Below are 23,111 nucleotides of genomic sequence, written 5' to 3'. Positions count from 1 at the left end.
CAGGCTAACGCATCGCAGACCGGGCGGTCCACGCACACTTCGAGCGCGTGTCCGATTCAGCTCACCACCGAGGTGGCACTGGCCGGGGAGCTGCAAGAAATAGAACGCTGCCCGACGCCGTTACACATCAATGCGGCTTCCCTTGCCGTGCGCTCGACGAACGAAAGGCTGGATTCCACCGTGTCCGTACCCCTGTCAATCCTCGATCTTGCACATGTGGGCGAGGGCGAATCGATCCGCGACAGCTTCGACGCCAGCGTCACGCTCGCTCAGCACGCCGAGAACTGGGGATACCGACGCATCTGGTACGCGGAGCACCACAACATGAAGACGATCGCGTCGTCCGCGACGTCGGTCCTCATCGGCCACGTCGCTGCCCACACCGAGCGGATCAGGCTCGGGTCCGGTGGAATCATGCTCCCCAATCACGCACCACTGACCATCGCCGAGCAGTTCGGCACGTTGGCAACGCTGTATCCAGGTCGTATCGACCTGGGATTGGGTCGCGCACCCGGTAGTGACCAGGTGACGATGCGCGCAATGCGCCGCGATCACCAGTCCTCGGATCGTTTTCCCCAGGACGTCCAGGAATTGCAGGGGTACCTGTCGACGGAGTCGTTGATCCCCGGGGTGAACGCAACACCGGGTGCCGGTACCGAGGTGCCGCTGTACATCCTGGGCTCGTCGCTGTTCGGTGCTCAACTCGCCGCCGCACTCGGCTTGCCCTACGCCTTCGCCTCGCACTTCGCGCCCGACGCGCTCGAACAGGCCGTCGCGATCTATCGCCGTGAGTTCCGGCCGTCGGCACAGTTGGCCGAACCGCACCTGATCGTGGGCGTCAACGTGATCGCAGCGGACTCGCTCGCCGATGCACAGGCGCAGTTCCTCCGCACCAAACGCAGCCGCGTCAGCTTGCTGCTCGGCCGCGGTCGGACCTTCACCGACGAAGAAGCCGACATGGTTCTCGAAGCACCGGCAGGACAACAGATCACGAAGATGACCAAATATTCGGCCGTCGGTACGCCGGACATGGTCAGGGATTACCTCGATCGATTCGCCGAGCGTACGGGTGCCGACGAGCTGATCGTCGCCTCCGGGGTATCGGATCGAGCGTCGTGGCTTCGCTCCTTCGAGTTGCTTGCACAGGTGAGTGACCTCGTCGCAGCCTGACCGCGGTCGGTACGAACGACGATTGCGTGTCGTAGCGGTGTCGTAAGGTGTGCACGCAGATGCCCAGTGGGGCGGGCATCTGCACGTCGACAGCACGCATCCGGGGGGATCTTCATGACACGCGCCGACAGCCGTCCAACGGTGGGCCCAGTAACGCCGCCGACTGCAACAGAATCGAACCGTCGGCCGTCGGGGACTCCTTCCGTGTTCGCGCAAGACGTCTGCCGAGTGACGGTGTTGGCCGGGTCCACTCAGGTGGACATGGCGCTGCCGGTGGATGTTCCGGTCTCGCTTCTCGTTCCGGGGATCATCGACATGATTGCTGAGCGACCCACGCGAGCTGCCGTGGAGCCTCCGGAACGACGCGGGGTGGCGGGGTACGACATAGATCCTGATGCCGAGGGCGTGCCAGTGGCGTGGACGCTTGCTCGAATCGGTTTGCCTCCGCTCTCGCCGACGGCGACTTTCGCCGAACTGTCGGTTCGCGACGGCGAATTGCTCGTCCTGGGCGTCGCCGAGCGGCCTGCACCGGTTCCACTCTTCGACGACCTCATGTATTCCGTCGCGAGAGCGGGCAGCGACGACGTCCCACACTGGACCGCGCGCACTGCGCGAACCGTGGGCTCGGTCGTGACCGCATCGATGGTGTTGCTGGCGTGCGCAGTGGTGTTACGTGGACCGATTCGTGCCGGAGCCGAGAATGTCGGCGAACCTGCGGAGGGATTCGCTGCGGTGACCGCCTCGGTCCTCTTCGCGATCGCTGGGATGATTCTGGGCCGGCTGTATCGACAGGACGCAGTCGCGGTGCTTTTCGGCGGGTGTGCCGTCGCGCTCATGTTCACCGGCGGAACTCTGCTGGTGCCAGGACAATTCGGAGCGGCGCAGCTGATGTTGGGCTCGGCCATGGCTGGTGCCGTAGCCCTGCTGTCCTTGCGGATCGGGGGAACCGGCTTCGCCTTGTTCACCGCCGCGATAGTGCTGACGTTGCTGACGTTCCTCGCGGCCGTGTGCCTGCTGTTCACCACGATGTCGCAACCGGCAATCGGCACCGCTGCGGCCCTGGCCGGTCTCACGGGTATTGCGCTCTCCGCGCGCGTATCGATGATGCAGGCCAAGTTGCCGCTTCCGCCGGTTCCGACCGCAGGCGCACCGCTGGATACGGTCGAGGAAGCCGAACTGGATGCGATCTCCTTCACGGATCTGCAGGAAGCGGCAGCACGAGCACGGAGCTACCTGACCGGCCTGCTGTTGGCGTTCACGGTCGCCGTGGTGACCGGCGTTCTCGTTGCAGCAGCCGACGCTACCGGAGGCGGCGTCGAGTGGCCTGCGGTCGCACTCGCCACGCTGTGCGCTCTCGTTCTGTTGCTGCGAGGTCGTACCTATGCCGTTGTGGTGCATGCTGTTCCGCTTGTCGCAGGCGGCACGACAATTTTCTTGTCTCTCCTCGTCGGTGCCGTGATCGCGTTGCCCGAATACGCCCTCGCTTTGTTCGGCGTGGCACTGGCCGGGGCCGTGACGGCCTCGACATTCGGCGCGTTCGTGCCGACACGCACGTACTCGCCGGTGATGCGACGATCCGCCGAGCTCCTGGAGTACGCCGTGATCGCCCTGGTCATCCCGGTCGCCGTGTGGGTGTGCGGGTTGTACGGCGTCGTCCGCGGGCTGTGATGCCGCGCAGGCGACACACGATCGTCGTTGCGGTACTCACTGCTCTCGGCGTGTTGTCCAGTGCCGTTCTCGGGGTTTCTCCCGCTCGTGCCGAACGTCCGCTGATCGATCCCACTCAGCTACCCGCACCGAGCCCTCCCGCTCCCCTCGAGCCCACCGAGCAGAAGAACGCCTGCGCCCTGCCGTCCGAAACGACCGACCCGCAGGAGGTTCCGACCGCACTGAAGGCGCTGGACTTCGCGTCGGTCTGGCCCATCACTCGAGGGGCCGGTCAGGTGGTTGCCGTGATCGACACCGGTGTCACTGCTCATCCGCGGTTGCCTGGCCTGATCCCGGGGGGCGACTACGTCGGTACGGGAGACGGGTTGTTCGACTGCGATGCGCACGGCACCATGGTCGCCGGTCTGATCGCCGCGCAGACCTCGCCGGGCAGCGGATTCGCCGGCGGCGCGCCGGACGCACGAATACTCTCGATTCGTCAGTCCAGCAATGCTTTTCAGGTTGTCGACAATCGCTCCGAGGAGGAGAAGGCCGCCGAGCCGGAGAACGCCGCGGGGTACGGAAACGTGCGCACCATGGCCATGGCCATCAGGACCGCGGTCGACTCGGGAGCGTCGGTCGTCAACATCTCCGAGGTGGCCTGCCTACCCGCGGGAGGCGGAGTCCCGGACGGTCCCCTCGGTGCCGCGGTCCAGTACGCCGTCCGCGAGAGAAATGTCGTCGTCGTTGCCGCTGCGGGAAATCTGGGCAGCTCGGCCTGCCAGGCGCAGAATCCGGACGCTGACCCGCTTCGACCCGACGCGGATCCGTGGGACGGCTTCGCGACCATCGCGACGCCGGCCTGGTTCGACGACGTGTTGACCGTCGGTTCGGTCGAGTCGGATGGCACGCCGTCCGCGTTCAGTCTCGCGGGTCCATGGGTCGACGTCGCTGCGCCGGGCTCGAATATGACCTCACTGTCGCCTTCGGGCAACGGATTGGCGAACGGCACGTGGGGCACCGAGGGCGTGAATCCTATGACCGGAACGAGTTTCGCGGCACCGCTGGTGGCTGCTGTTGCGGCGCTGGTACGCGCCCACCGGCCCGAGCTGACGGCGCTGGAAGTGGTGGACCGAATCCAGAGAACAGCACACGAACCGGCCGAGGGATGGAACCCATCGGTCGGTCACGGCGTCGTCGACCCGCTCGCCGCAGTGACCGATCTCGTGGTGCCGGTCCCTCGCGTGGTGCCCGCCGACAGCGTCGCGATGAGCGCTCCGCTGCCACCGCCTGCACCGGATCATCGCCCGCGCAACGCAGCGGTGACAGGTTCGGTAGTGGCCGCGGTGATTCTGGCGCTCGGTCTTGCGCTGTCGATACCCTTACGACGACGCGGCCGGCCGAGACGAGTTGCGCTACTTCGTCGGTAGCGCGGCGGCTTGTGGGTCGGGAGCAACCCCATCGTGCATCGTCAGGGCCTGACCGCGACCCAGCGTGGGACCGCTGCCGAGCAACTGCAGGATCGGCCAGGGCGCGGGTGCGGGTGGCCCGAACCCCAGCGCCGACGCGGCTTCGCTTCCCTCGACCCCGTAGCGAACACCGGTGTCGGCCACGAAGAAGACGCTGTCCTGACGGGTACTGGAGGTGGAGATTCCTGTGCTGCGGACGAACCCGCCGCTGCCGGGTGCCAGGTATACCTGATCCACGGCGTCGCCTCCACCATCGGCTTGGGCAAGCATCACCGGTTGCGCGCCGGATTCGAGCGGTAGACCTCGACCGGCGGACTCCACGAGCCGAGCACTCGGCCCGCCGTCGGCCACCTCGAGCGGTTCCCAGGTGAGGCAGTTGACAGGTCGCTCACCGGGATCGACGATCACGGGGGTACTGGGCGGAAACGTCGAAACCGACAGCCCCACAGACGTTTTCGGCGCATCTCGGAGGATGTCGGGGTTGACTGCTGCGATGTCGGGACTCCCTTGCGAGTCCGTGAACTTGATGAGCAGTGCAGCCGTTTCGCTGATCGCTTGAATACCGTCCTCGAGAACGACGTAGTACTGGAGGTCACGACCGGCGACCTTGACCACCGAACCGATCGCTCGACCGCCGAACGGAAACTGCGGAACTTCTCCCGCGCGGGGAATGAACGGAGCCGCGACTGCCGGCGACTGCGGCACGGAATTGAGCAGACCGGCACTGACCGGTGACGGTGTGGCATCCTCGAGCCCGAGCGCACGGATCACTGCCCGGTCGGCCAGATCGACCGGGGACTTCGTTCCGTCGTGCACGAGGTAAGCCGTTCCGTTCGAGGTCCACAGGAATGCCTCGTTATCGGCAAGTGGCGCTGCGCCGTCGCCGTACCGGAGATCACCCGCCGCGACCGTGGTCGACGTGACCCCTGCGATCGGATCGAGTGTGTCGCACACAGTCCATGCTTCGGCGCGCCCGTCTGCATCGTGCGGCAGCGCCGACGGAGCGCCAGGTATCCCCACCAGCGCGCCGCGGGGCCTGGACGCGAGCTCGGATTCCTTGACCATCAACGGGTCGTCGGGCTTGCCGACCACCAGCCTGGCCGACGCGAGATTCAGTACCGGATGGAAGACGTCGTCCACTTTCACGAACATTGCGGCCGAGTCCTTCCCGACCACGATTGACGCATCGCCGATCTTGTCCTGCGGCCGAAACAGAGCCAGCGCGGCGCATCCCGCCAAACCGATACAGGCGATCACCACGCCCACCAGCAGTGCACGAGACTGCGACTTCATCGGATCGTGCAGCATTCGGGCATCACGCCGGATCAGCGCGTGTTCCATCCGGCGAACGAGAAAGCGGTAGCCGCCAACCTGCCACTTCGTCGTGGGCGTCGACGCCACAGTTCCTCCCCAGGATTCGATCGTGACCCGATCCCCATTCGGGTCACGCGACACAGTACAGTTCGTCCGCACACCTCGGCGACCGCATCGGCGGCAACCGATGTGTACGCAACCTTCGGGGGGAGGGTTCGAGATGGCACGTACGGGTTCGATCGGGCGAACCGCAATACCTCTCGCCGCGCCTACGCTCCGACGCGTGATCACGGCCGAGATCGCAGCTGCGGCAACGGGTCTTGCGCTACTCGCGGCACAGGTGCGGCCTGTGTGGGCACTGGTCGCCGCTGCGGCAGTGGCACTCGTTCCGTTCGTGACCATTCGTCGCAGACCGATCGTCGACTGGTTCCGGGTCCTCTGGCGGTTCCTCGCGAATCGCTTTCCCGCGGTAGGCGTGAACACCGATCATCACGACACGACGGGGCGGGCCGTCGGTGTCCACTGGCAGCGCAACACGGTCACCTGCATCATCGAGATCCTCCCGCCCGAACACACGACGACGGTTCTGGGCAGGGCGAGCGCGGACACGCAGTACACCCTCCCCATCGAGACCCTGGCGTCGTGTCTTCGGCAACATGACATCACCGTCTCGTCGATCGACATCACCGCACTCGGGTTTCGCAGCTCACCCGGTTCTGCTGCCACGGAGGTGTACGAGGAACTCATCGGTCCCCTGCCGGCTGTGGCGATACGAACTGTATGGGTGGCAGTCACTCTCGATGTGCGGGCCAATGCTCGGGCTATCGAGGTGAGAGGCGGAAGCCGCGCCGGGGCAGCGCGCACCGCCGTCGTGGCGACCACGCGCGTCGTGCGTGCTCTCCAGGCCGATGGACTGTCCTCGCGTCTGCTCACGAGTGCACAACTTCGATCGGCGGTGGTGCACCTCTGTCGGGGGGTGAGTACCGACGATCTGACACAGACTTGGTCGACGGCACCCTTGCCGGGTGTGTCCAGCGTCGGTTTCGGAATGGATTGCAGCGCAATCAGTGCCGAGGACATTGCCACCCTGTGGTCGACTCCATCATTGGGGACGACGATGACCTTCCATCTGCAGCCGACCCGCGACAGCGGAAAGCTTCGCATCCGTGGATCGTGCCGATTCGCCGCCCGCTCCCGGGTCGCGAAACCTTCTGTCCGCGGATTGACCTCGATGAGCGGAAGTCAACGAGACGGCATCTTCGCTCAACTACCTCTGGCCGTTCCCGGACTGAAGTCCCTGTCCCCCAGTGGAACTCTCGAGGTATCGAGGCTCGACGATCTCGACCTTCCGGTGAGCGGTTGCGGACAACTCCTGGGTTCCGATGCAGCCGGTCACGGTATCGCAGTGCGATTGTTCGGGCCAGGTCTGGCCCGGGTCAGGATCGCCGGTGAACTCTACCTCGCTCAGCAACTGCTGTTTCGGGCAATCGCGACGGGAGCAAGGGTGCTCGTGCGGAGCGACCGGCCGCATGCCTGGCGTTCGCTCGTCGACGCGGTAGGTGCCCCCGACCGCCTGTCTGTCGACGGCCACACAGTCCGATCTCGGACGAATTACGACGTGATTCTGAACGACTTCGGCGATGGATCCGAACCGACTGATCAGCAACCACTATCAGGAGTGACTGTGATGTCGTTGACCGAGCATGTACCGCACCACGGCAGCATCGAATCGGCGCACGGGCGACCACAGCCGACGTGGAACGTGTCGATAGTTCAACCGCACGCCTCCGGCGACCGAATCCGGGTGAGCTCGGGGCCACTCGACGTCGAGCTGACGCTGGTGACGATCCCCCAGGAAATGGCGTTCATAGGGCGGCCACGAAGTCTGCGCTCAGCCGTGCGCGCCTGACGGGTACTCAGCCGGGATAGTCGCTTCGCTCCCGTGCGCCGGCCACTGCGCCGGCCCACCACTCGACTTGATCGAGCAGTCGACCCAGGGCGTCGACGGCGGCGGCATCGTCGACACCACCCTTGTCGTCGAACCGCTTACGTACCCGGTGCAGCGAGACGGCATCTCGGACGGACACCATGTGCAGTTCGGCAGTGATCTGCCGAAGTTGCTCGGTAGCTCTGATGCCGCCGCCGAGGCCTCCGTACGACACGAATCCGACAGGCTTGGCACGCCACTCGTACTTCACTGTGTCGAGCGCCGTCTTCAACGAGCCGGGAACGCCGTGGTTGTACTCGGGCGTGACGAACACGAAGGCGTCGCATGCCCCGATCGTTGCGGTGAAACGCTCCGTGTCCTCGTTCGGGACCAGGCTGCTGGGCAACTCGAAGCCGGCCAGGTCCACGTCGACAACCTCGATGGTCGCGCGTTCGGCGGCAACGCTGCGGACCCAGGCCGCGACCGTGGGCCCTATGCGCTCGGCGCGAACACTACCGACGACGATAGCTAGTTGTATCGGCTGCATCGTTCCGACAGTAGCCCCGGCGACGGTTCGTCAGCCCTCTCCCCCGCAGCATTCCTCGGCCGAGACCGCAGTTCTCATCTCTCGGGTGGCGGCGTTTCGCGCGGCGAGCTCGTCGGACGGCGGATAATCGACGCGGACCAGCGAGAGTCCGTGTGCCGGAGCCACTGTCACCTCACTGGAGCGATCACGCCGGGTCAACAGAGACCGCGCCCAATCCGGTGTTCGACGTCCTTCCCCCACCGCCTGCATTGCTCCGACGAGGCTGCGCACCATCGACCAGCAGAATGCGTCGGCGCTGACGTACGCGGTGAGGCGGTCACCATCGCGTTCCCAGTCGAACCGCTGCAGTTCTCGCACCGTGGTCGCACCGTCTCGCCGCTTGCAGAACGCTGCGAAGTCGTGCAGTCCGATCAGCGCCTGCGACGCCTCGCGTACGGCGTCCAAGTCCACGGGCCGCGGCCAGGACACGACGCCGGCCACGTCGAGAGGGTCGACCCCGTACAGAGCGGTACTGAATCGGTACTCGTAGTGTCGGCGATACGCCGAGAAACGCGCATCGAAATCGAGGGGGACGGTACTGATGTCTCGCACCCGGACATCGGTGGGCAGAAACCGGGCCATGCGCCGGACCAACCGGGTGTGGTCATCCGGAACGTCGACGGCATCGAAGTGTGCAACTTGACCGCTCGCGTGGACTCCTGCGTCGGTTCGTCCGGCGACGGTCAGCTCGATCGGTTGGCGAAGCACGGTCGAGAAAGCTTGTTCGAGCACACCGCAGACCGTACGAATACCCGGTTGACGCGCCCATCCGGAGAAGTTCGTGCCGTCGTAGGAGATGTCGAGCCGAAATCTGGTGGATACCGACAAAGCGGGCCCGCCTTCCCCTGGGGGAATGGCGGGCCCGCTTCGATCGTGCGCGGAAGACAGGACTAGTCCTTCTTTCCCGGTGTTTCAGTTGATGCAGCCTCGGCCTCGGGGGCGTTCGACGCGTGAGCGTCGTTGTCCTCGATGCCGTCGATGACTGCGTCCGCGTTCGCTACCTCGGAGTCCGTGGCGTCGGCTTCGACAGCCTCGACGACGTTCTCGTCGGTCGCGTCCTCGGCCGGAGCCTCGGTTGCGGCGGGAGCAGCCTGCGAAGCCTTCACGCGGCGAGCGCGATCGGCTTCGTTGGACACCGTCTGCTCGTTGACGAGCTCGATGATGGCCATCGGCGAGTTGTCGCCCTTGCGGGGGACGGTCTTGATGATGCGTGTGTAGCCACCGTCGCGATCGGCGAAGAAAGGCCCGATCTCGGCGAAGAGCTTGTGCACGACATCTTTGTTGTTGATCGTCTTGAGAACCTCACGACGATGCGCCAGATCACCCTTTTTGGCGTGGGTGACGAGCTTCTCGGCGTGGGGACGAAGGCGCTTGGCCTTCGACTCGGTGGTGGTGATGCGGCCGTGCTCGAAGAGTGACGTCGCCAGGTTGGCCAGGATGGCCTTCTGGTGCGACGCCGACCCGCCGAGACGGCGGCCCTTGGTGGGCTTGGGCATGATGAATCTCCTAGTAAGAGCTCCAGCGAGCTGATTACAGCTGTTCTGTCTCGGCGTAGTCCTGCTCGGCACCTTCGGTGTCGCTGAAGGAGCCGGCGTCGGTGTCACTCCACGTACCCGTGGTGGCGTCGTAGCCAGGCACGGTGGTCGGATCGAACGACGCGGGGCTGTCCTTGAGGGAGAGGCCGAGCGAATGCAGCTTGACCTTCACCTCGTCGATGGACTTCTGCCCGAAGTTACGGATGTCGAGCAGATCGGACTCGGTACGACCAACCAGCTCACCGACGGTGTGAACACCCTCGCGCTTGAGGCAGTTGTAGGAGCGGACGGTGAGGTCCAGATCCTCGATGGGGAGTCCGAACGAAGCGATGTGATCGGCCTCGGCGGGCGAGGGTCCGATCTCGATGCCTTCTGCTTCGACGTTCAGCTCACGGGCGAGGCCGAAGAGCTCAACCAGGGTCTTGCCCGCCGAAGCGAGCGCGTCCCGCGCGGTGATGGAATTCTTGGTCTCCACGTCGAGAACGAGCCGATCGAAGTCGGTGCGCTGTTCGACGCGGGTGGCCTCCACCTTGTAGGTGACCTTGAGCACGGGCGAGTAGATCGAGTCGACCGGAATACGGCCGATCTCGGCACCCGATGCCTTGTTCTGAACGGCGGGGACGTAGCCGCGACCGCGCTCGACGACGAGCTCGATCTCCAACTTGCCCTTGTCGTTCAGGGTCGCAATGTGCAGATCAGGGTTGTTCACCGTCACGCCGGCCGGGGGAACGATGTCGCCTGCGGTGACAGCGCCGGGGCCCTGCTTGCGGACATACATGGTGACCGGTTCGTCTTCTTCGGAGCTCACGACGAGGCCCTTGAGGTTCAGGATGATGTCGGTGACATCTTCCTTCACACCGGGAACCGTGGTGAATTCGTGGAGAACGCCGTCGATACGGATGCTGGTGACAGCAGCGCCGGGGATCGACGAGAGCAGGGTGCGGCGGAGCGAGTTGCCGAGTGTGTAACCGAAGCCGGGCTCGAGCGGCTCGATGACGAATTTCGAGCGGTTGTCGGCGATGACCTCTTCGGTCAGCGTCGGGCGCTGTGAAATGAGCATTGTGTGTTCCTCCTGTACGGGCGTCCGCTATTTGACGCCCACGTGTGGAGGCGAAGACGCATGTGAGCCTCGCGAGGAGACTCACATGCGTGCTGCGCCTTACTTCGAGTAGTACTCGACGATGAGCTGCTCCTGGAGCGGCACGTCGATCTGTGCGCGCTCCGGCACCCGGTGAACAAGGATGCGAAGACGGTTGGGAACGACCTGCAGCCACGGTGCGACGGGACGGTCGCCGTAGCTCTCACGGGCGATCTGGATCGGCAGTGTCTGTGCGGACTTCTCGCGGACATCGATGATGTCGTACTGCGAGACGCGGTAGCTGGGGATGTCCACTCGCTTGTTGTTCACGAGGAAGTGGCCGTGGGTGACCAGCTGGCGTGCCTGACGACGCGTGCGTGCGAGGCCCGCACGGTAGACGACGTTGTCGAGACGGGTCTCGAGGATGGTCAGCAGGTTCTCACCGGTCTTGCCGGCGGCCCTGTTGGCTTCCTTGTAGTACAGACGGAACTGCTTCTCCATGACGCCGTAGGTGAAGCGAGCCTTCTGCTTCTCCTGCAGCTGCAGGAGGTACTCGCTCTCCTTGATCCGCGCGCGGCCGTGCTGGCCGGGCGGGTACGGGCGACGCTCGAACGCCTGGTCGCCTCCGACGAGGTCGACGCGCAGACGACGCGACTTGCGGGTGATAGGACCGGTATAACGTGCCATTTTCTAAACCTTTCCTTCCCGCTAGACCCGACGCCGCTTGGGCGGACGGCAGCCGTTGTGCGGCTGAGGGGTGACATCGGAGATGGTGCCGACTTCGAGGCCAGCGGCCTGAAGCGAGCGGATAGCGGTCTCACGGCCGGAGCCGGGACCCTTGACGAACACGTCGACCTTCTTGACGCCGTGCTCCTGTGCCTTGCGCGCAGCGTTCTCGGCTGCGAGCTGTGCGGCGAACGGAGTCGACTTGCGCGAGCCCTTGAAGCCCACGTGTCCCGAGGAAGCCCATGAGATGACGTTTCCGGCGGGGTCGGTGATCGACACGATCGTGTTGTTGAACGTGCTCTTGATGTGCGCAGATCCGTGCGGGACGTTCTTCTTGTCCCTGCGACGCGTCTTCTGCGCCTTCTTCGGACCGGTACCGCGTGCTTTGGGGGGCATTACTTCGCCTTCTTCTTGCCGGCAATGGTGCGCTTGGGTCCCTTACGGGTACGCGCATTGGTCTTGGTGCGCTGTCCACGGACGGGCAGACCACGACGGTGGCGAAGACCCTGGTAGCAGCCGATTTCGATCTTGCGTCGGATGTCGGCCTGAACCTCGCGGCGCAGGTCGCCCTCGACCTTGAGGGACTCGTTGATGTAATCGCTGAGCTTGCGCAGATCGTCGTCGCCGAGATCCTTGCTGCGCAGGTCGGCGCTGACGCCGGTTGCTGCGAGAATTTCCTTGGAGCGGGTACGGCCGACGCCGTAGATGTAAGTCAGTGCGATCTCCATGCGCTTTTCGCGCGGCAGATCCACACCTGCGAGACGTGCCATGTGGCATTTCCTTTTCTTGTCCGGAGGTCTGCTCCCAGTCCGTCCCCTGTGTCCTTCTCACCGCTGGGGCGTGAAGCGTCTTTCAACTAACTCAGTGGGGCCCCGGCCTCCGTGCCGGGGGTGTGCCGCAACGCGTGTGTCGCGGTTGGTGCTGGGAGGTCATCTTCTAGCTGTTGCCAAGCCGATGTACGAAAAGCTCGGTGGTTATCCCTGACGCTGCTTGTGACGCAGGTTGTCGCAGATCACCATGACGCGCCCGTTACGACGAATCACCTTGCATTTTTCGCAGATCTTCTTGACGCTCGGCTGAACCTTCACGTCGTTGATCTCCTGTGTGTAGCTCGAACCCACTGCAGGCAGCGGTTCCGAGCATGGTTCCCCCCGACCGGACGTGGCCGGGGAAGCTCTTACTTGTAGCGGTAAACGATGCGTCCACGCGTGAGGTCGTAGGGCGAAAGCTCTACCACGACGCGATCCTCGGGAAGGATGCGAATGTAGTGCTGACGCATCTTTCCGCTGATGTGAGCGAGCACCTTGTGGCCGTTTTCGAGCTCAATGCGAAACATCGCATTGGGCAGCGGTTCGACGACTCGGCCCTCTACCTCGATAGCACCGTCTTTCTTGGCCATATCCTCCGCGATCCTGGCTCTCACACCTGGTTGATTGCATCTGTTTCCGTTACCGTGATGCGCACTGACCGACCCGATCGCTCGAGCCTGCGTGTCGCCGGAACCACTCGCGGCCCATGCGGGCACACGAACATCCGGTACGCAGGGCGCACCGTCGATCCATGTTACCGGCAAACACACATCTGGCCAAATGCGCGCGAAGCGGGCACGAAGCACCTCGGCTGGCCGCGTGCGATCGAAGAAGCTAACGTGTCGTCCGCCCATCATCGTGCAGCGTCCGAGCCCGCAAGGTGCCATCTTGAGTTCCAACCCGTCCGGAGGCGGCCCGTCCGTCTCCGTGATCATTCCCGTACACAACGCCAAGGACCTACTCGACGAGCAATTGAGCGCGCTCGCGCATCAGGACTACGACGACCCATTCGAAGTCATCGTCAGCGACAACGGCTCGACCGACGGCGTGCGTGAGTCCGTGAAGAACCACGACCTACGAACCCGACTGAACCTGAAGTACGTCGATGCGTCCGGTACCGCAGGCGCATCGTTCGCGCGCAACCGTGGGGCGGAGGCAGCAGACGGCCCACTTCTGGCTTTCTGCGACGCCGACGACGTCGTGCACCCGACGTGGCTGCGACGCCTCACTACCGAGCTCGACTGCTACGACCTCGTGGGAACCGGTCTGAGCACCGCGGCACTGAACTCGGAATCCACGCGAGCCGCCGTTCCGTTCGCCCCACCTTCGAATCAGGGCAAGTCACCATTCCGACCGTTCGTCATCGGTGCGAGCATGGCGTGCCGCGCGTCGACCTACCGAGATCTCGGAGGGATGCTCGAATTCGTACATGCCAGCGAGGACATGGAATTCTCCTGGCGCGCGCAGCAATCGGGCGCCCGCCTGCACTTCATAGCCGAGCCGCTGGTCGAATACCGTTTGCGCACGGGCTACCGAGACAATTGGGCACAAGCGGGGGCACTCGGCTACGGGTCGGCCCATGTCCGTGGAATGTACCGTGCCAGCGGATGCCCGCCGTTCCGAGTCCGTACAACCATCGTCGCGCTACTCGCGCTTGCACTGCGAAACCCGCTGCTGCCGACCACACTTACCCGGATGCCGACGCGCCTCTGGCTACGTTTGACGGCTGCCCACCTCGGACTCATCCGAGGGGGCCGTCGTTACGGATCGTTGGCCTGGTAGCTCTAACTGGGCCGAACCGTCAGGATTCGCGGGCCGTCCTCGGTCACTGCGACCGTGTGTTCCCAGTGCGCCGAGCGCGATCCGTCGGTCGTGACGACGGTCCATCCATCTTCCAGAATGTCGGTGTCGTAGGTCCCGAGAGTCAGCATCGGCTCGATCGCGAGCGTCGATCCCACGACCAGCTCGGGGCCCTTGCCCGGAGCACCCTCGTTCGCCAGGAACGGATCCATGTGCATCTCGCGGCCGATTCCGTGACCGCCGTAGCCGTCCACAATGCCGTACTTGCGGCCGTGCGCTTTCTCCGCCGCGTGTGTTCCGCACTCGATGGCATGCGAGACATCGGTCAGTCGGTTCCCGGGAAGCATTGCTGCGATACCGGCTTCCATCGACAGTCTCGTCGCCTCACTCAGCATTGCATCGGCCTCGATGATGTCTCCGACACCGAACGTCCACGCCGAGTCTCCGTGCCACCCGTCGAGCACTGCACCACAATCGATCGACACCAGATCGCCTGCAGCCAAGACTTCGTCTGCGGACGGAATGCCGTGCACCACACGATCGTTCACCGATGAGCAGATGCTGCCGGTGAAGCCGTGGTACCCCAGAAACGACGGTACTGCCCCGGCGTCTCGAATCACTGCTTCGGCCACTCGATCCAGCTCGAGTGTGGAGACGCCGGGAACCGCCGCATTTCTGACGGCAACCAGCGCCGCACCGACGACCGCACCGGCGGCCGCCATTGCGTCGAGCTCACCAGCGCTACGAAACGGGACGACTTTGCGTTTACGGCCGAACGCCATTACTTGCCGTGGTCCTCGATGGACTTCAGCGCACGTGCGTTGACCTCGTCCACCTCGCCGATTGCATCGACCGTGACGAGCTCGTCGGCGTAGTAGTCCAGCAGCGGTGCGGTCTCGTCTCGGTACACTTTGAGTCGATTGCGGATGACGTCTTCTTTGTCGTCCTCGCGACCGCGCGCAAGCATCCGCTCGACGACGATGTCCTCGTCGACGACGAACGACAGTACGGCGTCGAGCTTCGCGTTCAGATCCGACAGGATCTCCACAAGAGCCTCGGCCTGACCGACAGAGCGTGGGAATCCGTCGAGCAGAAAGCCGTTGACGGCATCGGGCTCGGCGAGACGACTACGGACCATGTCGACAGTCAACTCACTCGGAACCAGATCGCCGGCGTCGAGGTACTTCTTGGCTTCGAGGCCGAGCGGTGTCTTCTCGCCGATGTTCGCGCGGAACAGATCTCCGGTCGAGATGTGCGGCACGCCCAGCTTCTCGGAGAGGAGAACGGCTTGAGTGCCTTTGCCGGCACCGGGGGGACCGAGCAGAACAAGTCTCACTTGAGGAACCCTTCGTAGTTACGCTGCATCAGCTGGCTTTCGATCTGCTTCACGGTGTCCAGGCCGACGCTGACCATGATCAGTACGGCAGTTCCACCGAACGGGAGGTTCTGGCCTCCGCCCGAACCGATGTCGAGGAAGAGATTCGGAAGCACGGCAATGGTGCCCAGGTATATGGATCCGGGCAACGTGATGCGACTGAGGACGTAGTTCAGATAATCGGCGGTCGGCTTGCCGGGACGAATGCCAGGAATGAATCCGCCGAACTTCTTCATTTCGTCGGCGCGCTCTTCCGGATTGAACGTGATCGCCACGTAGAAGTACGTGAAGAAGACGATGAGCCCGAAGAAGATCGCGATGTAGACGGGGTTGGCAGGGTTCACCAGGTACTCGTTGATGATGCGCTGCCACCAGCTGGGATCCGTTGCGGTGCTCGCAGATGTGAGCTGCGCGATCAGATTGGGTAGGTAGAGCAACGAAGACGCGAAAATCACCGGGATGACGCCGGCCTGGTTGACCTTGAGCGGAAGATAGGTCGACGAGCCGCCGTACATCTTTCGACCGACCATGCGCTTGGCGTACTGGACCGGAATACGACGCTGACCCTGCTCGACGAAAATCACGCCGGCGATGATGAGGAACGCTGCGAAGCAGACGAACCCGAACACCAGTCCACCGCGGCTCTCGAGGATCGAGTTGCCCTCGGAGGGGATGCGCGAGGCAATTCCGGCGAAGATCAGCAGCGACATACCGTTGCCGACACCGCGCTCGGTGATGACCTCGCCGAACCACATCACGACGGCTGCACCTGCAGTCATGACGAGCACGATGATGACGAGCCCGAAAATGGACTGGTCGGCGATGATGTCCTGCTGGCATCCCTGGAGCAGCTGGCCGCGCGAAGCGAGGGCCACCAGCCCGGTCGCCTGCAGGATGGCCAGCGCGATCGACAGGTAACGCGTGTACTGCGTCATCTTCGCCTGGCCCGACTGTCCCTCCTTGCGGAGTTCCTCGAACTTGGGGATGACGACGGTGAGCAGCTGCACGATGATGCTGGCGGTGATGTACGGCATGATGCCGATCGCGAACACCGAGAGCTGAAGGAGCGCTCCACCGGAGAACAGGTTGATCAATGAGTAGATGCCCGCCGAGTCTCCACCGGAGACCTGGTCGATGCATGCTCGGACATTGGCGTAGTCGACACCCGGCGACGGCAGCGTTGCACCGAAGCGATACAGGGCCACCAGACCGAGCGTGAAGAGGATCTTCCGTCTCAGGTCAGGAGTCCTGAGGGCCGACACGAAGGCGGAAAGCAAAGATCCTCCTGGCACGACTGCGTTGACGCTGCAAGTGCTTCACCGGGAGCAACTTGCGCTCCCGTGAGCCTCACGAGCATGGACTGCGAACGACGTACGTCGACCGCATCGATACGAACTTCTCTGAACTCTAGAACTCTAACAGTGCGCATCGAACCGCCCGACGGTCAGTGTTGGACCCGGCCGATCGGTCGATGGACACGACATTCTGTGTAGGCAACGATGGCCGCAGCTCAGCTGCAAGAGCTGTGGCTGCGGCCATCGTCACGAACTGATGCTCGAAGCGCTGCTACTCAGCACATCGAAGCAATGCTCATACCTCGGTTGCAGAACCGCCGGCAGCGGCGATCTTTTCCTTGGCAGAGCCCGTGAACTTGTTGGCCGAGATATCGACCTTCACGGTGAGGTTTCCGTCTCCGAGAACCTTGACGAGCTCGTTCTTGCGAACAGCTCCCTTGGCGATCAGCTCGGGGATACCGATCTGGCCACCCTCGGGGAACAGACGCTCGATGTCGCGCAGGTTCACGACCTGGAACACGACACGGTTGCGGTTGGTGAAGCCCTTGAGCTTCGGGAGCCGCATGTGGAGGGGCATCTGGCCACCCTCGAAGCGTGCCGGCACGTTCTTACGTGCGCCGGTTCCCTTGGTACCGCGACCTGCGGTCTTGCCGCGCTTGCCACCTTCACCACGGCCGACGCGAATCTTCGTCGACTTGGATCCGGCTGCGGGGCGCAGGTGGTGCAGTTTGATGGTCATGGTTAGACCTCCTCAACAGTTACGAGGTGGCGCACCGTGTTGACCAGTCCGCGGTTCTGCGGGTTGTCCTCGCGGACGACCGTCTGGCGGATGCCCTTGAGCCCGAGAGTACGCAGGCTGTCACGCTGGTTCGCCTTCTGGCCGATGGTGCTCTTGATCTGAGTGACCTTCAGCTGAGCCATTACTTCACCGCTCCTGCCTGTGCGCGTGCGCGCAGCATTCCGGCGGGTGCAACCTCTTCGAGGGTCAGGCCGCGGCGAGCCGCAACTTCCTCGGGACGCTGCAGACCCTTGAGGGCTGCGACGGTCGCGTGCACGACGTTGATGGCGTTGTCGCTACCGAGCGACTTCGACAGCACGTCGTGGACACCGGCGCACTCCAGCACTGCGCGCACAGCGCCACCGGCGATGACGCCGGTACCGGCGCTGGCCGGCCGCAACATGACGACGCCGGCAGCGGCTTCGCCCTGGATGGGGTGCGTGATGGTGCCGGCGATCATCGGGACGCGGAAGAAGCTCTTACGAGCCTCCTCGACACCCTTCTGGATGGCCGCGGGAACTTCCTTGGCCTTGCCGTAGCCGACGCCGACCAGTCCGTTGCCGTCACCGACGATGACGAGGGCGGTGAAGCTGAAGCGTCGACCACCCTTGACCACCTTGGAGACGCGGTTGATCGTGACGACCTTCTCGATGAAGTTCGACTTGTCCGCAGCGTTGCCGCCACGGCCGTTGTCACGACGGTCACGACCGCCACCACCGCGGTTGTCGCCGCGCTGGTTGTTGTCGCCACCTGCGTTGGGGCCACTGTTCTGTCCGGCGGGGCCGCTTCCGCCGTCACGCCGTTGACGTCCCGGCATCAGGCTGTCCTTCCGTTGTCAGTCATTGTCATCATCAGAACGTCAACCCGCCTTCGCGGGCAGCGTCTGCGAGTGCCGCGATGCGGCCGCTGTAGTTGTTGCCGCCGCGGTCGAACACGACTGCCTCGACGCCGGCTGCCTTCGCACGGCTGGCGATGAGCTCGCCGACCTTCGCGCTGACGGCCTTCTTGTCGCCCTCGAGTGCGCGCACATCGGCTTCGATGCTCGACGCGCTGGCCAGTGTGTGGCCGGCGAGGTCGTCGATCAACTGCACGTGGATGTGGCGCGAGGACCGGTTGACGACCAAGCGCGGACGCTCGGGCGTTCCGGAGATCTTCTTGCGAAGGCGGAAGTGACGACGTGCCTTCGACAGGCGACGCTTCGTCGAAACGTCGGTGCCGCGCGGTGTGCGCTTGACGACGTTCGCCTTGTCTGCTGTTTGCTGGCTCATATCACTTACCCGTCTTTCCGACCTTGCGGCGGATCACTTCACCCTCGTAGCGGATGCCCTTGCCCTTGTACGGGTCCGGACGCCGCAGACGACGAATGTTGGCAGAGATCTGACCGACCTTCTGCTTGTCGATGCCGACAACGGTGAATCGCGTGGGCGACTCGACCGTGAACGTGATGCCCTCGGGTGCTTCGATCAGCACGGGATGGCTGTAACCGAGTGCGAACTCGAGGTCCTTGCCCTTGAGTACGACGCGGTAACCGACGCCGTGAATCTCCATCTTGGTGGTGTAACCGTTGGTGACACCGGTGATGAGGTTCGCAACGAGTGTGCGCGAGAGACCATGCAGCGAGCGGCTCTTACGCTCGTCGTCCGGCCGAGTGACGGCGATGGTGCCGTCGTCCGCGCGGGCGATCTTGATGGGCTCGGCGACTGTCAGGCTCAGGGCACCCTTGGGGCCCTTGACCGCAACGTCCTGGCCGTCGATGGTGATATCGACGCCAGCGGGGACTGGGACCGGCAATTTTCCAATACGTGACATGGTGGTGGCCTCCCCTACCAGACGTAGGCGAGGACTTCTCCGCCCACACCCTGCTTGGCAGCCTGACGCTCCGTGAGCAGACCGGTGGACGTGGAGATGATCGCCACGCCCAGGCCGCCGAGAACCTTGGGCAGATTGGTGGATTTTGCGTACACCCGGAGACCGGGCTTGGAGACGCGTCGCACGCCGGCGAGGCTGCGCTCACGGCTCGGGCCGTACTTCAGATCGACGATGAGGGTCTTGCCCACCTCGGCGTCTTCCGTGCGGTAATCGGAGATGTAGCCCTCGCGCTTGAGGATCTCGGCGATGTTCGCCTTGAGCTTCGAGTGGGGAAGCTTCACCTCGTCGTGGTACGCCGAATTGGCGTTGCGCAGACGAGTCAAGAAGTCTGCAATTGGATCGGTCATCGTCATGGTGTGACCTGTGCACCTTTCTCGCAGCGGTTCCCATGCAGCACGCGCGGGCTGGTGCCTGTGGGTTCCGGGGAACCCGCCGGGCCTGGCTCGTCACATCGTGGGCCTACAGCGAAGTGAACATGTCCTGACCGACTGTTGCCGGTCAGGGGTTGCGCTCCAAGCAGTGCATCGCTGCACTGCCAGGTGTTACGAGCTTCCGCATGTTCAATGCTGACGTACGGAGTGCTCGAGGTTGCGTTTGTTGTATTGCAAGGACTCGCGTGCAGGCACGACGAAGCCCGGGCAACCGCTCTAGTGTAGGGAACCGGGTGCCATTCTCAAAATCGATCGTGGTAGTGCTCGAGGAGCACCCCGCGCAGGCACGGACGAGTTCGTCGGTTCGGTGCAGTAGCCTTCCGACATCATTCCATCGCTCCGGGGGGTTCGATGCATTCGAAAGGTCTTTTCGAAACGGTCGGCGTCCGGCCGTGGCCGGGTCCGTCCCGGAAGACGCTGTGAGAGCCGATCCGGACCGCACACGTCGAGCCGCAGCCCGAATGTCCGGTCTCGCCGATGCGCTGTGGGACGACATCGACCTCATCCGCCGTGACGCCGACGAGTTGATGGAGTCCTCCTGGACGGGCAACGCGGCCGATTCCCACGCAGTTCTGTGGGCGGAATGGGTCGATTCGGCTCGGAAGATGTGTGGCGCGCTGAGCGAGGACGCTGCGCTGCTCGATCGCGTTGCAATCGACTACGCCGCAGCGGACAAGAAGATCGACGCGCACGAGATGGATTCCGGCCTGCGGTTGGACCGGTGATGGCACGCTATGTCGCCGACGTCGAGCGGATTCTCGCTCTTGTCGATCGCGCGCATGTAGTTGGAGCCACGATCGAATCCGCTATCGCCGATGTCGAGCGCGAGGTCAAGGATCTCGGCATCGAATGGGAGGGCGAAGCGGCCGAGGCGCACCGCTCGAAGCACGAGCTACTCCGAAAGGAACTGAACGATATGCGAACCGCGCTCGCCCAACTCGGCACGCTGGCACGAGGCGCCCATGATCGCTACCGCGCAGCCGTGGACCACAACAAGCGAATGTGGCCCTGATGGCCCCGATCAGCGTCGACCCGGACATCCTTGCCGATGCGGCTTCCCGGTACGGCAGCGCCAAGACCATATCGAGCGGCGCGATAGCGGACCTCGCCGCGGAACTCGACCGCAACTGGGGCTGCGCAGGCACCGACAACGCCGGAAAGTCTTGGGCCGACAGTTACGATTCCGCAGCATTCGACGCAGTTTCCGCAGCAACCGACATCACGAATGCGTTCGGCAAACTTCATGATCTGCTGGCGGCAACCGGCATCAACCACGCCAACGCGGAGAATGCGAACACCGTTCCGCCGCCCCCACCGCTACCCACTCCCCCACAACTTCCTCATACAGATACACCGCGCTTCAACGGTTCCTACGGCGGCGACACCGACGCTCCGATGGGGTGGGGCCTGATCACGCGATGGCTGCAGGGCCATATGTGGCCCAACGGCGATCCGGACAAGTTGCGGGGTCTCGGAAGCGCCTGGCGCACCGCCGCCGAGGAGCTACGCCGAGCGAGCGATTAAACGAACTCCGCATGTACCGGCATCGAGGAACTTTCCTCCGACGAATTGCCGCAGGTCCTCGCCCAGATGGACGGCGTCTACATCGCTGCGCACAACGTCGCCGACCAATTCGACACCCTCGCGAGCCAATGCGGCGAATGGGCCACCACAATTCAGGATGCTCACCAGAGCGTCATCGATATCGTCGGAACGGCCATCGTGGCCGGCACGATCGCCGGTGCAGTTGCCGGCTTCTTCACCCTCGGCGTGGGAACGGTCGCGGTTACTGGCGCGACGGGCAGCGTCATCGCCGGAAGTGTCATCGCCGTCCTCACCGGAGTGGAAGCGGCGTCGGCAATTGCCGTCGGTGTCACCGTGGCAACCGGGGCGGCGGCCATTGGAATCGCATCGGACGTGCAACCGCTCCTACAAGCAAGTCCGACGACATTCAACGCGAATACTGGTGGAGGTAGTTGGCATTACAATCCTCCGCCAACAAGGGATCTTCCAGGGATACCTAACGCGAAATTAGCAAAAAGAATGAACCGGCGGACGCGTTGGGTCGACGAGAAAGGAAACATCTACGAGTGGGATTATCAGCACGGCGCGGTCGAAAAGTACAGCAAGAGCGGTAAACATTTGGGGGAATACGACCCCAATACCGGCGTTCAGACGAAACCCCCAGATCCAACCAGAAGGCCAGGTCGATGACTAATCGGCTCCGACATCTGGATTGCTCGAACCTGACATGACGCTGGGTCACAACCGCTCCGAAATCAACCATAACAGTAGAATATGCACTCGAAAGGAGAACGCCATGTGGTACCTGCAAGAATTCGATGACGAAACCGAATTGGCAACAGAGATATACCTCTTGCACGATATGACGGTCGAATTCGTCAAACACACGCTACAGATCGACGACAGCGACTTCGACCTACCCGTTGCAGTCGGCCAGAACGACGTACCGGCGGAGAAGGTGCCGGCCTTTGCTCAGTTCATACAAATCCCGTTCCAAGCCAAAGAAGGACACTCGTACGAAGTCTCGTTCCGCGCCGAACCGAAATGAGGCTTCACACTCCGCGTCCATGGCCGAGCGTTTGCGGTCGAGGGAAGACGAAACCCTACAAGATCGATCACATCAGGAACCAAGAGACGGCATGTGGTATTTGGAATCATACGATAACCAAACCGATTTGATCGCGGACAGCTATCTCCTGACTGCTATCACCGGAGACGAAATCAGAGAACTGATTGACGTCGATGAAAGTGAACTTCCACTAGAAATGGGACCGTACCCAGTCGCATTGGCCGACGTGCCGAAGTTCGCCAAGTACATCGAGGGCGATTTCAGAGTCAGCTCCGATAATGAGTACTTCATCGGCCTGTTCACCGACTGAGGAATGGGCAATGCGATACGTGGGAGGCGAACTACTTGAGAGTGGAACACGTGATACCAGAAACTATTCGTCTGATCGAGCGATTGCCGGTCACACTGAACGCGCCTGTTCGCACTAAGTTCTGAAAACTACGATGTGGCACCTAGAGAAATTCGATAAAACTACACATCTCCTTGTGGGCGAATATGTCCTTCACGACATGTCAGCCGACGTAGTCGGGAGGATTCTTGGCATAACAGACGGCGAGCACGAACTTCCCATTGGGATTCGTCAACACGACGTTCCTCTGTCCAAGGTGTCAGAGTTTGCAGCTTTCCTGGACGAAGTCTTCACTCTGGACGAGAACTGCGAGTACGAAGTTGGCTATTCTTCAGATTGACGATCACCAACAACACGTCA

The 23,111-nt window shown here is 63.3% G+C and carries 31 protein-coding genes; 12 read left to right on the top strand and 19 right to left on the bottom strand.

Annotated features, from left to right (window positions below; translation table 11 throughout):
• The first annotated feature begins 180 nt into the window (after positions 1-180).
• From AC5WEY_RS10920 to mycP, 3 genes are all read left to right on the top strand, one after another.
• Positions 181-1,170 carry an LLM class flavin-dependent oxidoreductase gene (locus AC5WEY_RS10920; RefSeq protein ID WP_057475796.1) on the top strand — a complete coding sequence of 330 codons (990 nt, stop codon included), beginning with the start codon at positions 181-183 and terminating at the stop codon, positions 1,168-1,170.
• Positions 1,171-1,374: 204 nt separating this feature from the next.
• Entirely contained in the window at positions 1,375-2,838 is a 1,464-nt protein-coding gene (gene eccD / locus AC5WEY_RS10915) for a type VII secretion integral membrane protein EccD (protein WP_495645914.1), read from the top strand.
• A complete protein-coding gene (gene mycP / locus AC5WEY_RS10910) occupies positions 2,838-4,247 on the top strand; it encodes a type VII secretion-associated serine protease mycosin (protein ID WP_495645913.1) in 1,410 nt (469 codons plus the stop codon). The genes eccD and mycP overlap by 1 nt, the downstream gene beginning before the upstream one ends.
• Here mycP and eccB read toward each other — a convergent pair.
• A complete protein-coding gene (eccB, locus tag AC5WEY_RS10905; protein WP_495645912.1) occupies positions 4,233-5,687 on the bottom strand; it encodes a type VII secretion protein EccB in 1,455 nt (484 codons plus the stop codon). The two genes, mycP and eccB, sit on opposite strands and share 15 nt — an antisense overlap.
• Before the next feature lie 196 nt (positions 5,688-5,883).
• Between eccB and eccE the strand changes: the two genes are divergently transcribed.
• Positions 5,884-7,509 (top strand): type VII secretion protein EccE, encoded by a 1,626-nt coding sequence (gene eccE, locus AC5WEY_RS10900; protein WP_495645911.1) that lies wholly within the window; start codon positions 5,884-5,886, stop codon positions 7,507-7,509.
• A gap of 7 nt (positions 7,510-7,516) precedes the next feature.
• Here the strand turns inward: eccE and AC5WEY_RS10895 are convergent, their stop codons facing one another.
• The 9 genes from AC5WEY_RS10895 to infA form a co-directional block, all read right to left on the bottom strand.
• Positions 7,517-8,074 carry an NADPH-dependent FMN reductase gene (locus AC5WEY_RS10895; protein WP_495645910.1) on the bottom strand — a complete coding sequence of 186 codons (558 nt, stop codon included), beginning with the start codon at positions 8,072-8,074 and terminating at the stop codon, positions 7,517-7,519.
• A 30-nt stretch (positions 8,075-8,104) separates the two neighbouring features.
• Positions 8,105-9,001: a tRNA pseudouridine(38-40) synthase TruA gene (gene truA, locus AC5WEY_RS10890; RefSeq protein ID WP_495646529.1), complete on the bottom strand. Its 897-nt coding sequence runs from the start codon at positions 8,999-9,001 to the stop codon at positions 8,105-8,107.
• A 2-nt stretch (positions 9,002-9,003) separates the two neighbouring features.
• Positions 9,004-9,609 (bottom strand): 50S ribosomal protein L17, encoded by a 606-nt coding sequence (gene rplQ, locus AC5WEY_RS10885; protein ID WP_495645909.1) that lies wholly within the window; start codon positions 9,607-9,609, stop codon positions 9,004-9,006.
• Between the two features lie 34 nt (positions 9,610-9,643).
• Positions 9,644-10,708 carry a DNA-directed RNA polymerase subunit alpha gene (locus AC5WEY_RS10880; RefSeq protein ID WP_032376654.1) on the bottom strand — a complete coding sequence of 355 codons (1,065 nt, stop codon included), beginning with the start codon at positions 10,706-10,708 and terminating at the stop codon, positions 9,644-9,646.
• Positions 10,709-10,807: 99 nt separating this feature from the next.
• Positions 10,808-11,413, bottom strand: a complete 606-nt coding sequence (gene rpsD, locus AC5WEY_RS10875) for a 30S ribosomal protein S4 (protein ID WP_008718223.1) — start codon at positions 11,411-11,413, stop codon at positions 10,808-10,810.
• Positions 11,414-11,434: 21 nt separating this feature from the next.
• A complete protein-coding gene (rpsK, locus tag AC5WEY_RS10870) occupies positions 11,435-11,848 on the bottom strand; it encodes a 30S ribosomal protein S11 (RefSeq protein WP_027496331.1) in 414 nt (137 codons plus the stop codon).
• Positions 11,848-12,222 carry a 30S ribosomal protein S13 gene (gene rpsM / locus AC5WEY_RS10865; RefSeq protein WP_057475660.1) on the bottom strand — a complete coding sequence of 125 codons (375 nt, stop codon included), beginning with the start codon at positions 12,220-12,222 and terminating at the stop codon, positions 11,848-11,850. The genes rpsK and rpsM overlap by 1 nt, the downstream gene beginning before the upstream one ends.
• A 204-nt stretch (positions 12,223-12,426) precedes the next feature.
• Positions 12,427-12,540 carry a 50S ribosomal protein L36 gene (gene rpmJ / locus AC5WEY_RS10860; RefSeq protein ID WP_025347279.1) on the bottom strand — a complete coding sequence of 38 codons (114 nt, stop codon included), beginning with the start codon at positions 12,538-12,540 and terminating at the stop codon, positions 12,427-12,429.
• A gap of 89 nt (positions 12,541-12,629) precedes the next feature.
• Positions 12,630-12,851 carry a translation initiation factor IF-1 gene (gene infA, locus AC5WEY_RS10855; RefSeq protein WP_005140011.1) on the bottom strand — a complete coding sequence of 74 codons (222 nt, stop codon included), beginning with the start codon at positions 12,849-12,851 and terminating at the stop codon, positions 12,630-12,632.
• 298 nt (positions 12,852-13,149) lie between these two features.
• Here infA and AC5WEY_RS10850 point away from each other — a divergent pair, with 298 nt between their 5' ends.
• Positions 13,150-14,043 carry a glycosyltransferase family 2 protein gene (locus AC5WEY_RS10850; RefSeq protein ID WP_495645908.1) on the top strand — a complete coding sequence of 298 codons (894 nt, stop codon included), beginning with the start codon at positions 13,150-13,152 and terminating at the stop codon, positions 14,041-14,043.
• 2 nt (positions 14,044-14,045) lie between these two features.
• Here the strand turns inward: AC5WEY_RS10850 and map are convergent, their stop codons facing one another.
• From map to rpsH, 9 genes are all read right to left on the bottom strand, one after another.
• On the bottom strand, positions 14,046-14,843 hold the full coding sequence (map, locus tag AC5WEY_RS10845; protein WP_495645907.1) for a type I methionyl aminopeptidase: 798 nt from the start codon (positions 14,841-14,843) through the stop codon (positions 14,046-14,048).
• Positions 14,843-15,397: an adenylate kinase gene (locus AC5WEY_RS10840; protein ID WP_057475663.1), complete on the bottom strand. Its 555-nt coding sequence runs from the start codon at positions 15,395-15,397 to the stop codon at positions 14,843-14,845. Before AC5WEY_RS10840 ends, map begins: the two co-directional genes overlap by 1 nt.
• On the bottom strand, positions 15,394-16,713 hold the full coding sequence (gene secY / locus AC5WEY_RS10835) for a preprotein translocase subunit SecY (RefSeq protein WP_057475664.1): 1,320 nt from the start codon (positions 16,711-16,713) through the stop codon (positions 15,394-15,396). Before secY ends, AC5WEY_RS10840 begins: the two co-directional genes overlap by 4 nt.
• A 313-nt stretch (positions 16,714-17,026) precedes the next feature.
• Complete coding sequence (rplO, locus tag AC5WEY_RS10830; RefSeq protein ID WP_027496326.1) at positions 17,027-17,470, bottom strand: 50S ribosomal protein L15; 444 nt, start codon at positions 17,468-17,470, stop codon at positions 17,027-17,029.
• Between the two features lie 2 nt (positions 17,471-17,472).
• Positions 17,473-17,652 (bottom strand): 50S ribosomal protein L30, encoded by a 180-nt coding sequence (gene rpmD / locus AC5WEY_RS10825; RefSeq protein ID WP_008718256.1) that lies wholly within the window; start codon positions 17,650-17,652, stop codon positions 17,473-17,475.
• Positions 17,652-18,326 (bottom strand): 30S ribosomal protein S5, encoded by a 675-nt coding sequence (rpsE, locus tag AC5WEY_RS10820; protein WP_032365630.1) that lies wholly within the window; start codon positions 18,324-18,326, stop codon positions 17,652-17,654. The genes rpmD and rpsE overlap by 1 nt, the downstream gene beginning before the upstream one ends.
• A 34-nt stretch (positions 18,327-18,360) precedes the next feature.
• Positions 18,361-18,777, bottom strand: coding sequence for a 50S ribosomal protein L18 (rplR, locus tag AC5WEY_RS10815; protein ID WP_032365631.1), 417 nt, complete (start codon positions 18,775-18,777; stop codon positions 18,361-18,363).
• A gap of 1 nt (position 18,778) precedes the next feature.
• Complete coding sequence (gene rplF, locus AC5WEY_RS10810; protein ID WP_032376650.1) at positions 18,779-19,318, bottom strand: 50S ribosomal protein L6; 540 nt, start codon at positions 19,316-19,318, stop codon at positions 18,779-18,781.
• Positions 19,319-19,332: 14 nt separating this feature from the next.
• Positions 19,333-19,731, bottom strand: coding sequence for a 30S ribosomal protein S8 (rpsH, locus tag AC5WEY_RS10805; protein ID WP_008718266.1), 399 nt, complete (start codon positions 19,729-19,731; stop codon positions 19,333-19,335).
• A 497-nt stretch (positions 19,732-20,228) separates the two neighbouring features.
• On the opposite strand from rpsH, the gene AC5WEY_RS10800 reads away from it, so the two are divergent.
• The 7 genes from AC5WEY_RS10800 to AC5WEY_RS10770 all read left to right on the top strand — a co-directional run bounded on the left by AC5WEY_RS10800 (position 20,229) and on the right by AC5WEY_RS10770 (position 23,091).
• On the top strand, positions 20,229-20,534 hold the full coding sequence (locus tag AC5WEY_RS10800) for a WXG100 family type VII secretion target (protein ID WP_156399369.1): 306 nt from the start codon (positions 20,229-20,231) through the stop codon (positions 20,532-20,534).
• The gene (locus tag AC5WEY_RS10795) at positions 20,534-20,821 is read left to right on the top strand and encodes a WXG100 family type VII secretion target (protein ID WP_495645906.1); all 288 of its coding nucleotides are present in this window, start codon (positions 20,534-20,536) and stop codon (positions 20,819-20,821) included. Before AC5WEY_RS10800 ends, AC5WEY_RS10795 begins: the two co-directional genes overlap by 1 nt.
• Complete coding sequence (locus AC5WEY_RS10790; RefSeq protein ID WP_495645905.1) at positions 20,821-21,333, top strand: WXG100 family type VII secretion target; 513 nt, start codon at positions 20,821-20,823, stop codon at positions 21,331-21,333. The genes AC5WEY_RS10795 and AC5WEY_RS10790 overlap by 1 nt, the downstream gene beginning before the upstream one ends.
• A 66-nt stretch (positions 21,334-21,399) precedes the next feature.
• Positions 21,400-22,023, top strand: a complete 624-nt coding sequence (locus tag AC5WEY_RS10785; RefSeq protein ID WP_495645904.1) for a colicin E3/pyocin S6 family cytotoxin — start codon at positions 21,400-21,402, stop codon at positions 22,021-22,023.
• Positions 22,024-22,060: 37 nt separating this feature from the next.
• Positions 22,061-22,381 carry a DUF7683 domain-containing protein gene (locus tag AC5WEY_RS10780; RefSeq protein ID WP_495645903.1) on the top strand — a complete coding sequence of 107 codons (321 nt, stop codon included), beginning with the start codon at positions 22,061-22,063 and terminating at the stop codon, positions 22,379-22,381.
• 19 nt (positions 22,382-22,400) lie between these two features.
• Entirely contained in the window at positions 22,401-22,712 is a 312-nt protein-coding gene (locus tag AC5WEY_RS10775; RefSeq protein ID WP_495645902.1) for a DUF7683 domain-containing protein, read from the top strand.
• 133 nt (positions 22,713-22,845) lie between these two features.
• The gene (locus AC5WEY_RS10770) at positions 22,846-23,091 is read left to right on the top strand and encodes a DUF7683 domain-containing protein (protein ID WP_495645901.1); all 246 of its coding nucleotides are present in this window, start codon (positions 22,846-22,848) and stop codon (positions 23,089-23,091) included.
• The last annotated feature ends 20 nt before the right edge of the window (positions 23,092-23,111 follow it).

Source organism: Rhodococcoides sp. S146-33 (genome assembly GCF_059489205.1).
Note: the sequence above shows the minus strand (reverse complement) of the source record. Positions and strands in the feature narration are given on the sequence as shown.

What these genes read in the sequence shown, in the direction of transcription:
- AC5WEY_RS10795 (WP_495645906.1), top strand. Translation starts at nt 20,534, where the DNA reads ATGGCACGCTATGTCGCCGACGTCGAGCGGATTCTCGCTCTTGTCGAT.
- rplF (WP_032376650.1), bottom strand. Translation starts at nt 19,318, where the DNA reads ATGTCACGTATTGGAAAATTGCCGGTCCCAGTCCCCGCTGGCGTCGAT.
- AC5WEY_RS10770 (WP_495645901.1), top strand. Translation starts at nt 22,846, where the DNA reads ATGTGGCACCTAGAGAAATTCGATAAAACTACACATCTCCTTGTGGGC.
- infA (WP_005140011.1), bottom strand. Translation starts at nt 12,851, where the DNA reads ATGGCCAAGAAAGACGGTGCTATCGAGGTAGAGGGCCGAGTCGTCGAA.
- rpmD (WP_008718256.1), bottom strand. Translation starts at nt 17,652, where the DNA reads ATGGCTCAGCTGAAGGTCACTCAGATCAAGAGCACCATCGGCCAGAAG.
- rpsM (WP_057475660.1), bottom strand. Translation starts at nt 12,222, where the DNA reads ATGGCACGTCTCGCAGGTGTGGATCTGCCGCGCGAAAAGCGCATGGAG.
- rplO (WP_027496326.1), bottom strand. Translation starts at nt 17,470, where the DNA reads ATGACCATCAAACTGCACCACCTGCGCCCCGCAGCCGGATCCAAGTCG.
- AC5WEY_RS10780 (WP_495645903.1), top strand. Translation starts at nt 22,061, where the DNA reads ATGACGCTGGGTCACAACCGCTCCGAAATCAACCATAACAGTAGAATA.
- AC5WEY_RS10790 (WP_495645905.1), top strand. Translation starts at nt 20,821, where the DNA reads ATGGCCCCGATCAGCGTCGACCCGGACATCCTTGCCGATGCGGCTTCC.
- rplQ (WP_495645909.1), bottom strand. Translation starts at nt 9,609, where the DNA reads ATGCCCAAGCCCACCAAGGGCCGCCGTCTCGGCGGGTCGGCGTCGCAC.
- AC5WEY_RS10895 (WP_495645910.1), bottom strand. Translation starts at nt 8,074, where the DNA reads ATGCAGCCGATACAACTAGCTATCGTCGTCGGTAGTGTTCGCGCCGAG.
- rpsH (WP_008718266.1), bottom strand. Translation starts at nt 19,731, where the DNA reads ATGACGATGACCGATCCAATTGCAGACTTCTTGACTCGTCTGCGCAAC.
- rpsD (WP_008718223.1), bottom strand. Translation starts at nt 11,413, where the DNA reads ATGGCACGTTATACCGGTCCTATCACCCGCAAGTCGCGTCGTCTGCGC.
- rplR (WP_032365631.1), bottom strand. Translation starts at nt 18,777, where the DNA reads ATGAGCCAGCAAACAGCAGACAAGGCGAACGTCGTCAAGCGCACACCG.
- AC5WEY_RS10775 (WP_495645902.1), top strand. Translation starts at nt 22,401, where the DNA reads ATGGCCGAGCGTTTGCGGTCGAGGGAAGACGAAACCCTACAAGATCGA.
- mycP (WP_495645913.1), top strand. Translation starts at nt 2,838, where the DNA reads ATGCCGCGCAGGCGACACACGATCGTCGTTGCGGTACTCACTGCTCTC.
- rpsE (WP_032365630.1), bottom strand. Translation starts at nt 18,326, where the DNA reads ATGCCGGGACGTCAACGGCGTGACGGCGGAAGCGGCCCCGCCGGACAG.
- map (WP_495645907.1), bottom strand. Translation starts at nt 14,843, where the DNA reads ATGGCGTTCGGCCGTAAACGCAAAGTCGTCCCGTTTCGTAGCGCTGGT.
- rpsK (WP_027496331.1), bottom strand. Translation starts at nt 11,848, where the DNA reads ATGCCCCCCAAAGCACGCGGTACCGGTCCGAAGAAGGCGCAGAAGACG.
- AC5WEY_RS10880 (WP_032376654.1), bottom strand. Translation starts at nt 10,708, where the DNA reads ATGCTCATTTCACAGCGCCCGACGCTGACCGAAGAGGTCATCGCCGAC.
- AC5WEY_RS10785 (WP_495645904.1), top strand. Translation starts at nt 21,400, where the DNA reads ATGGACGGCGTCTACATCGCTGCGCACAACGTCGCCGACCAATTCGAC.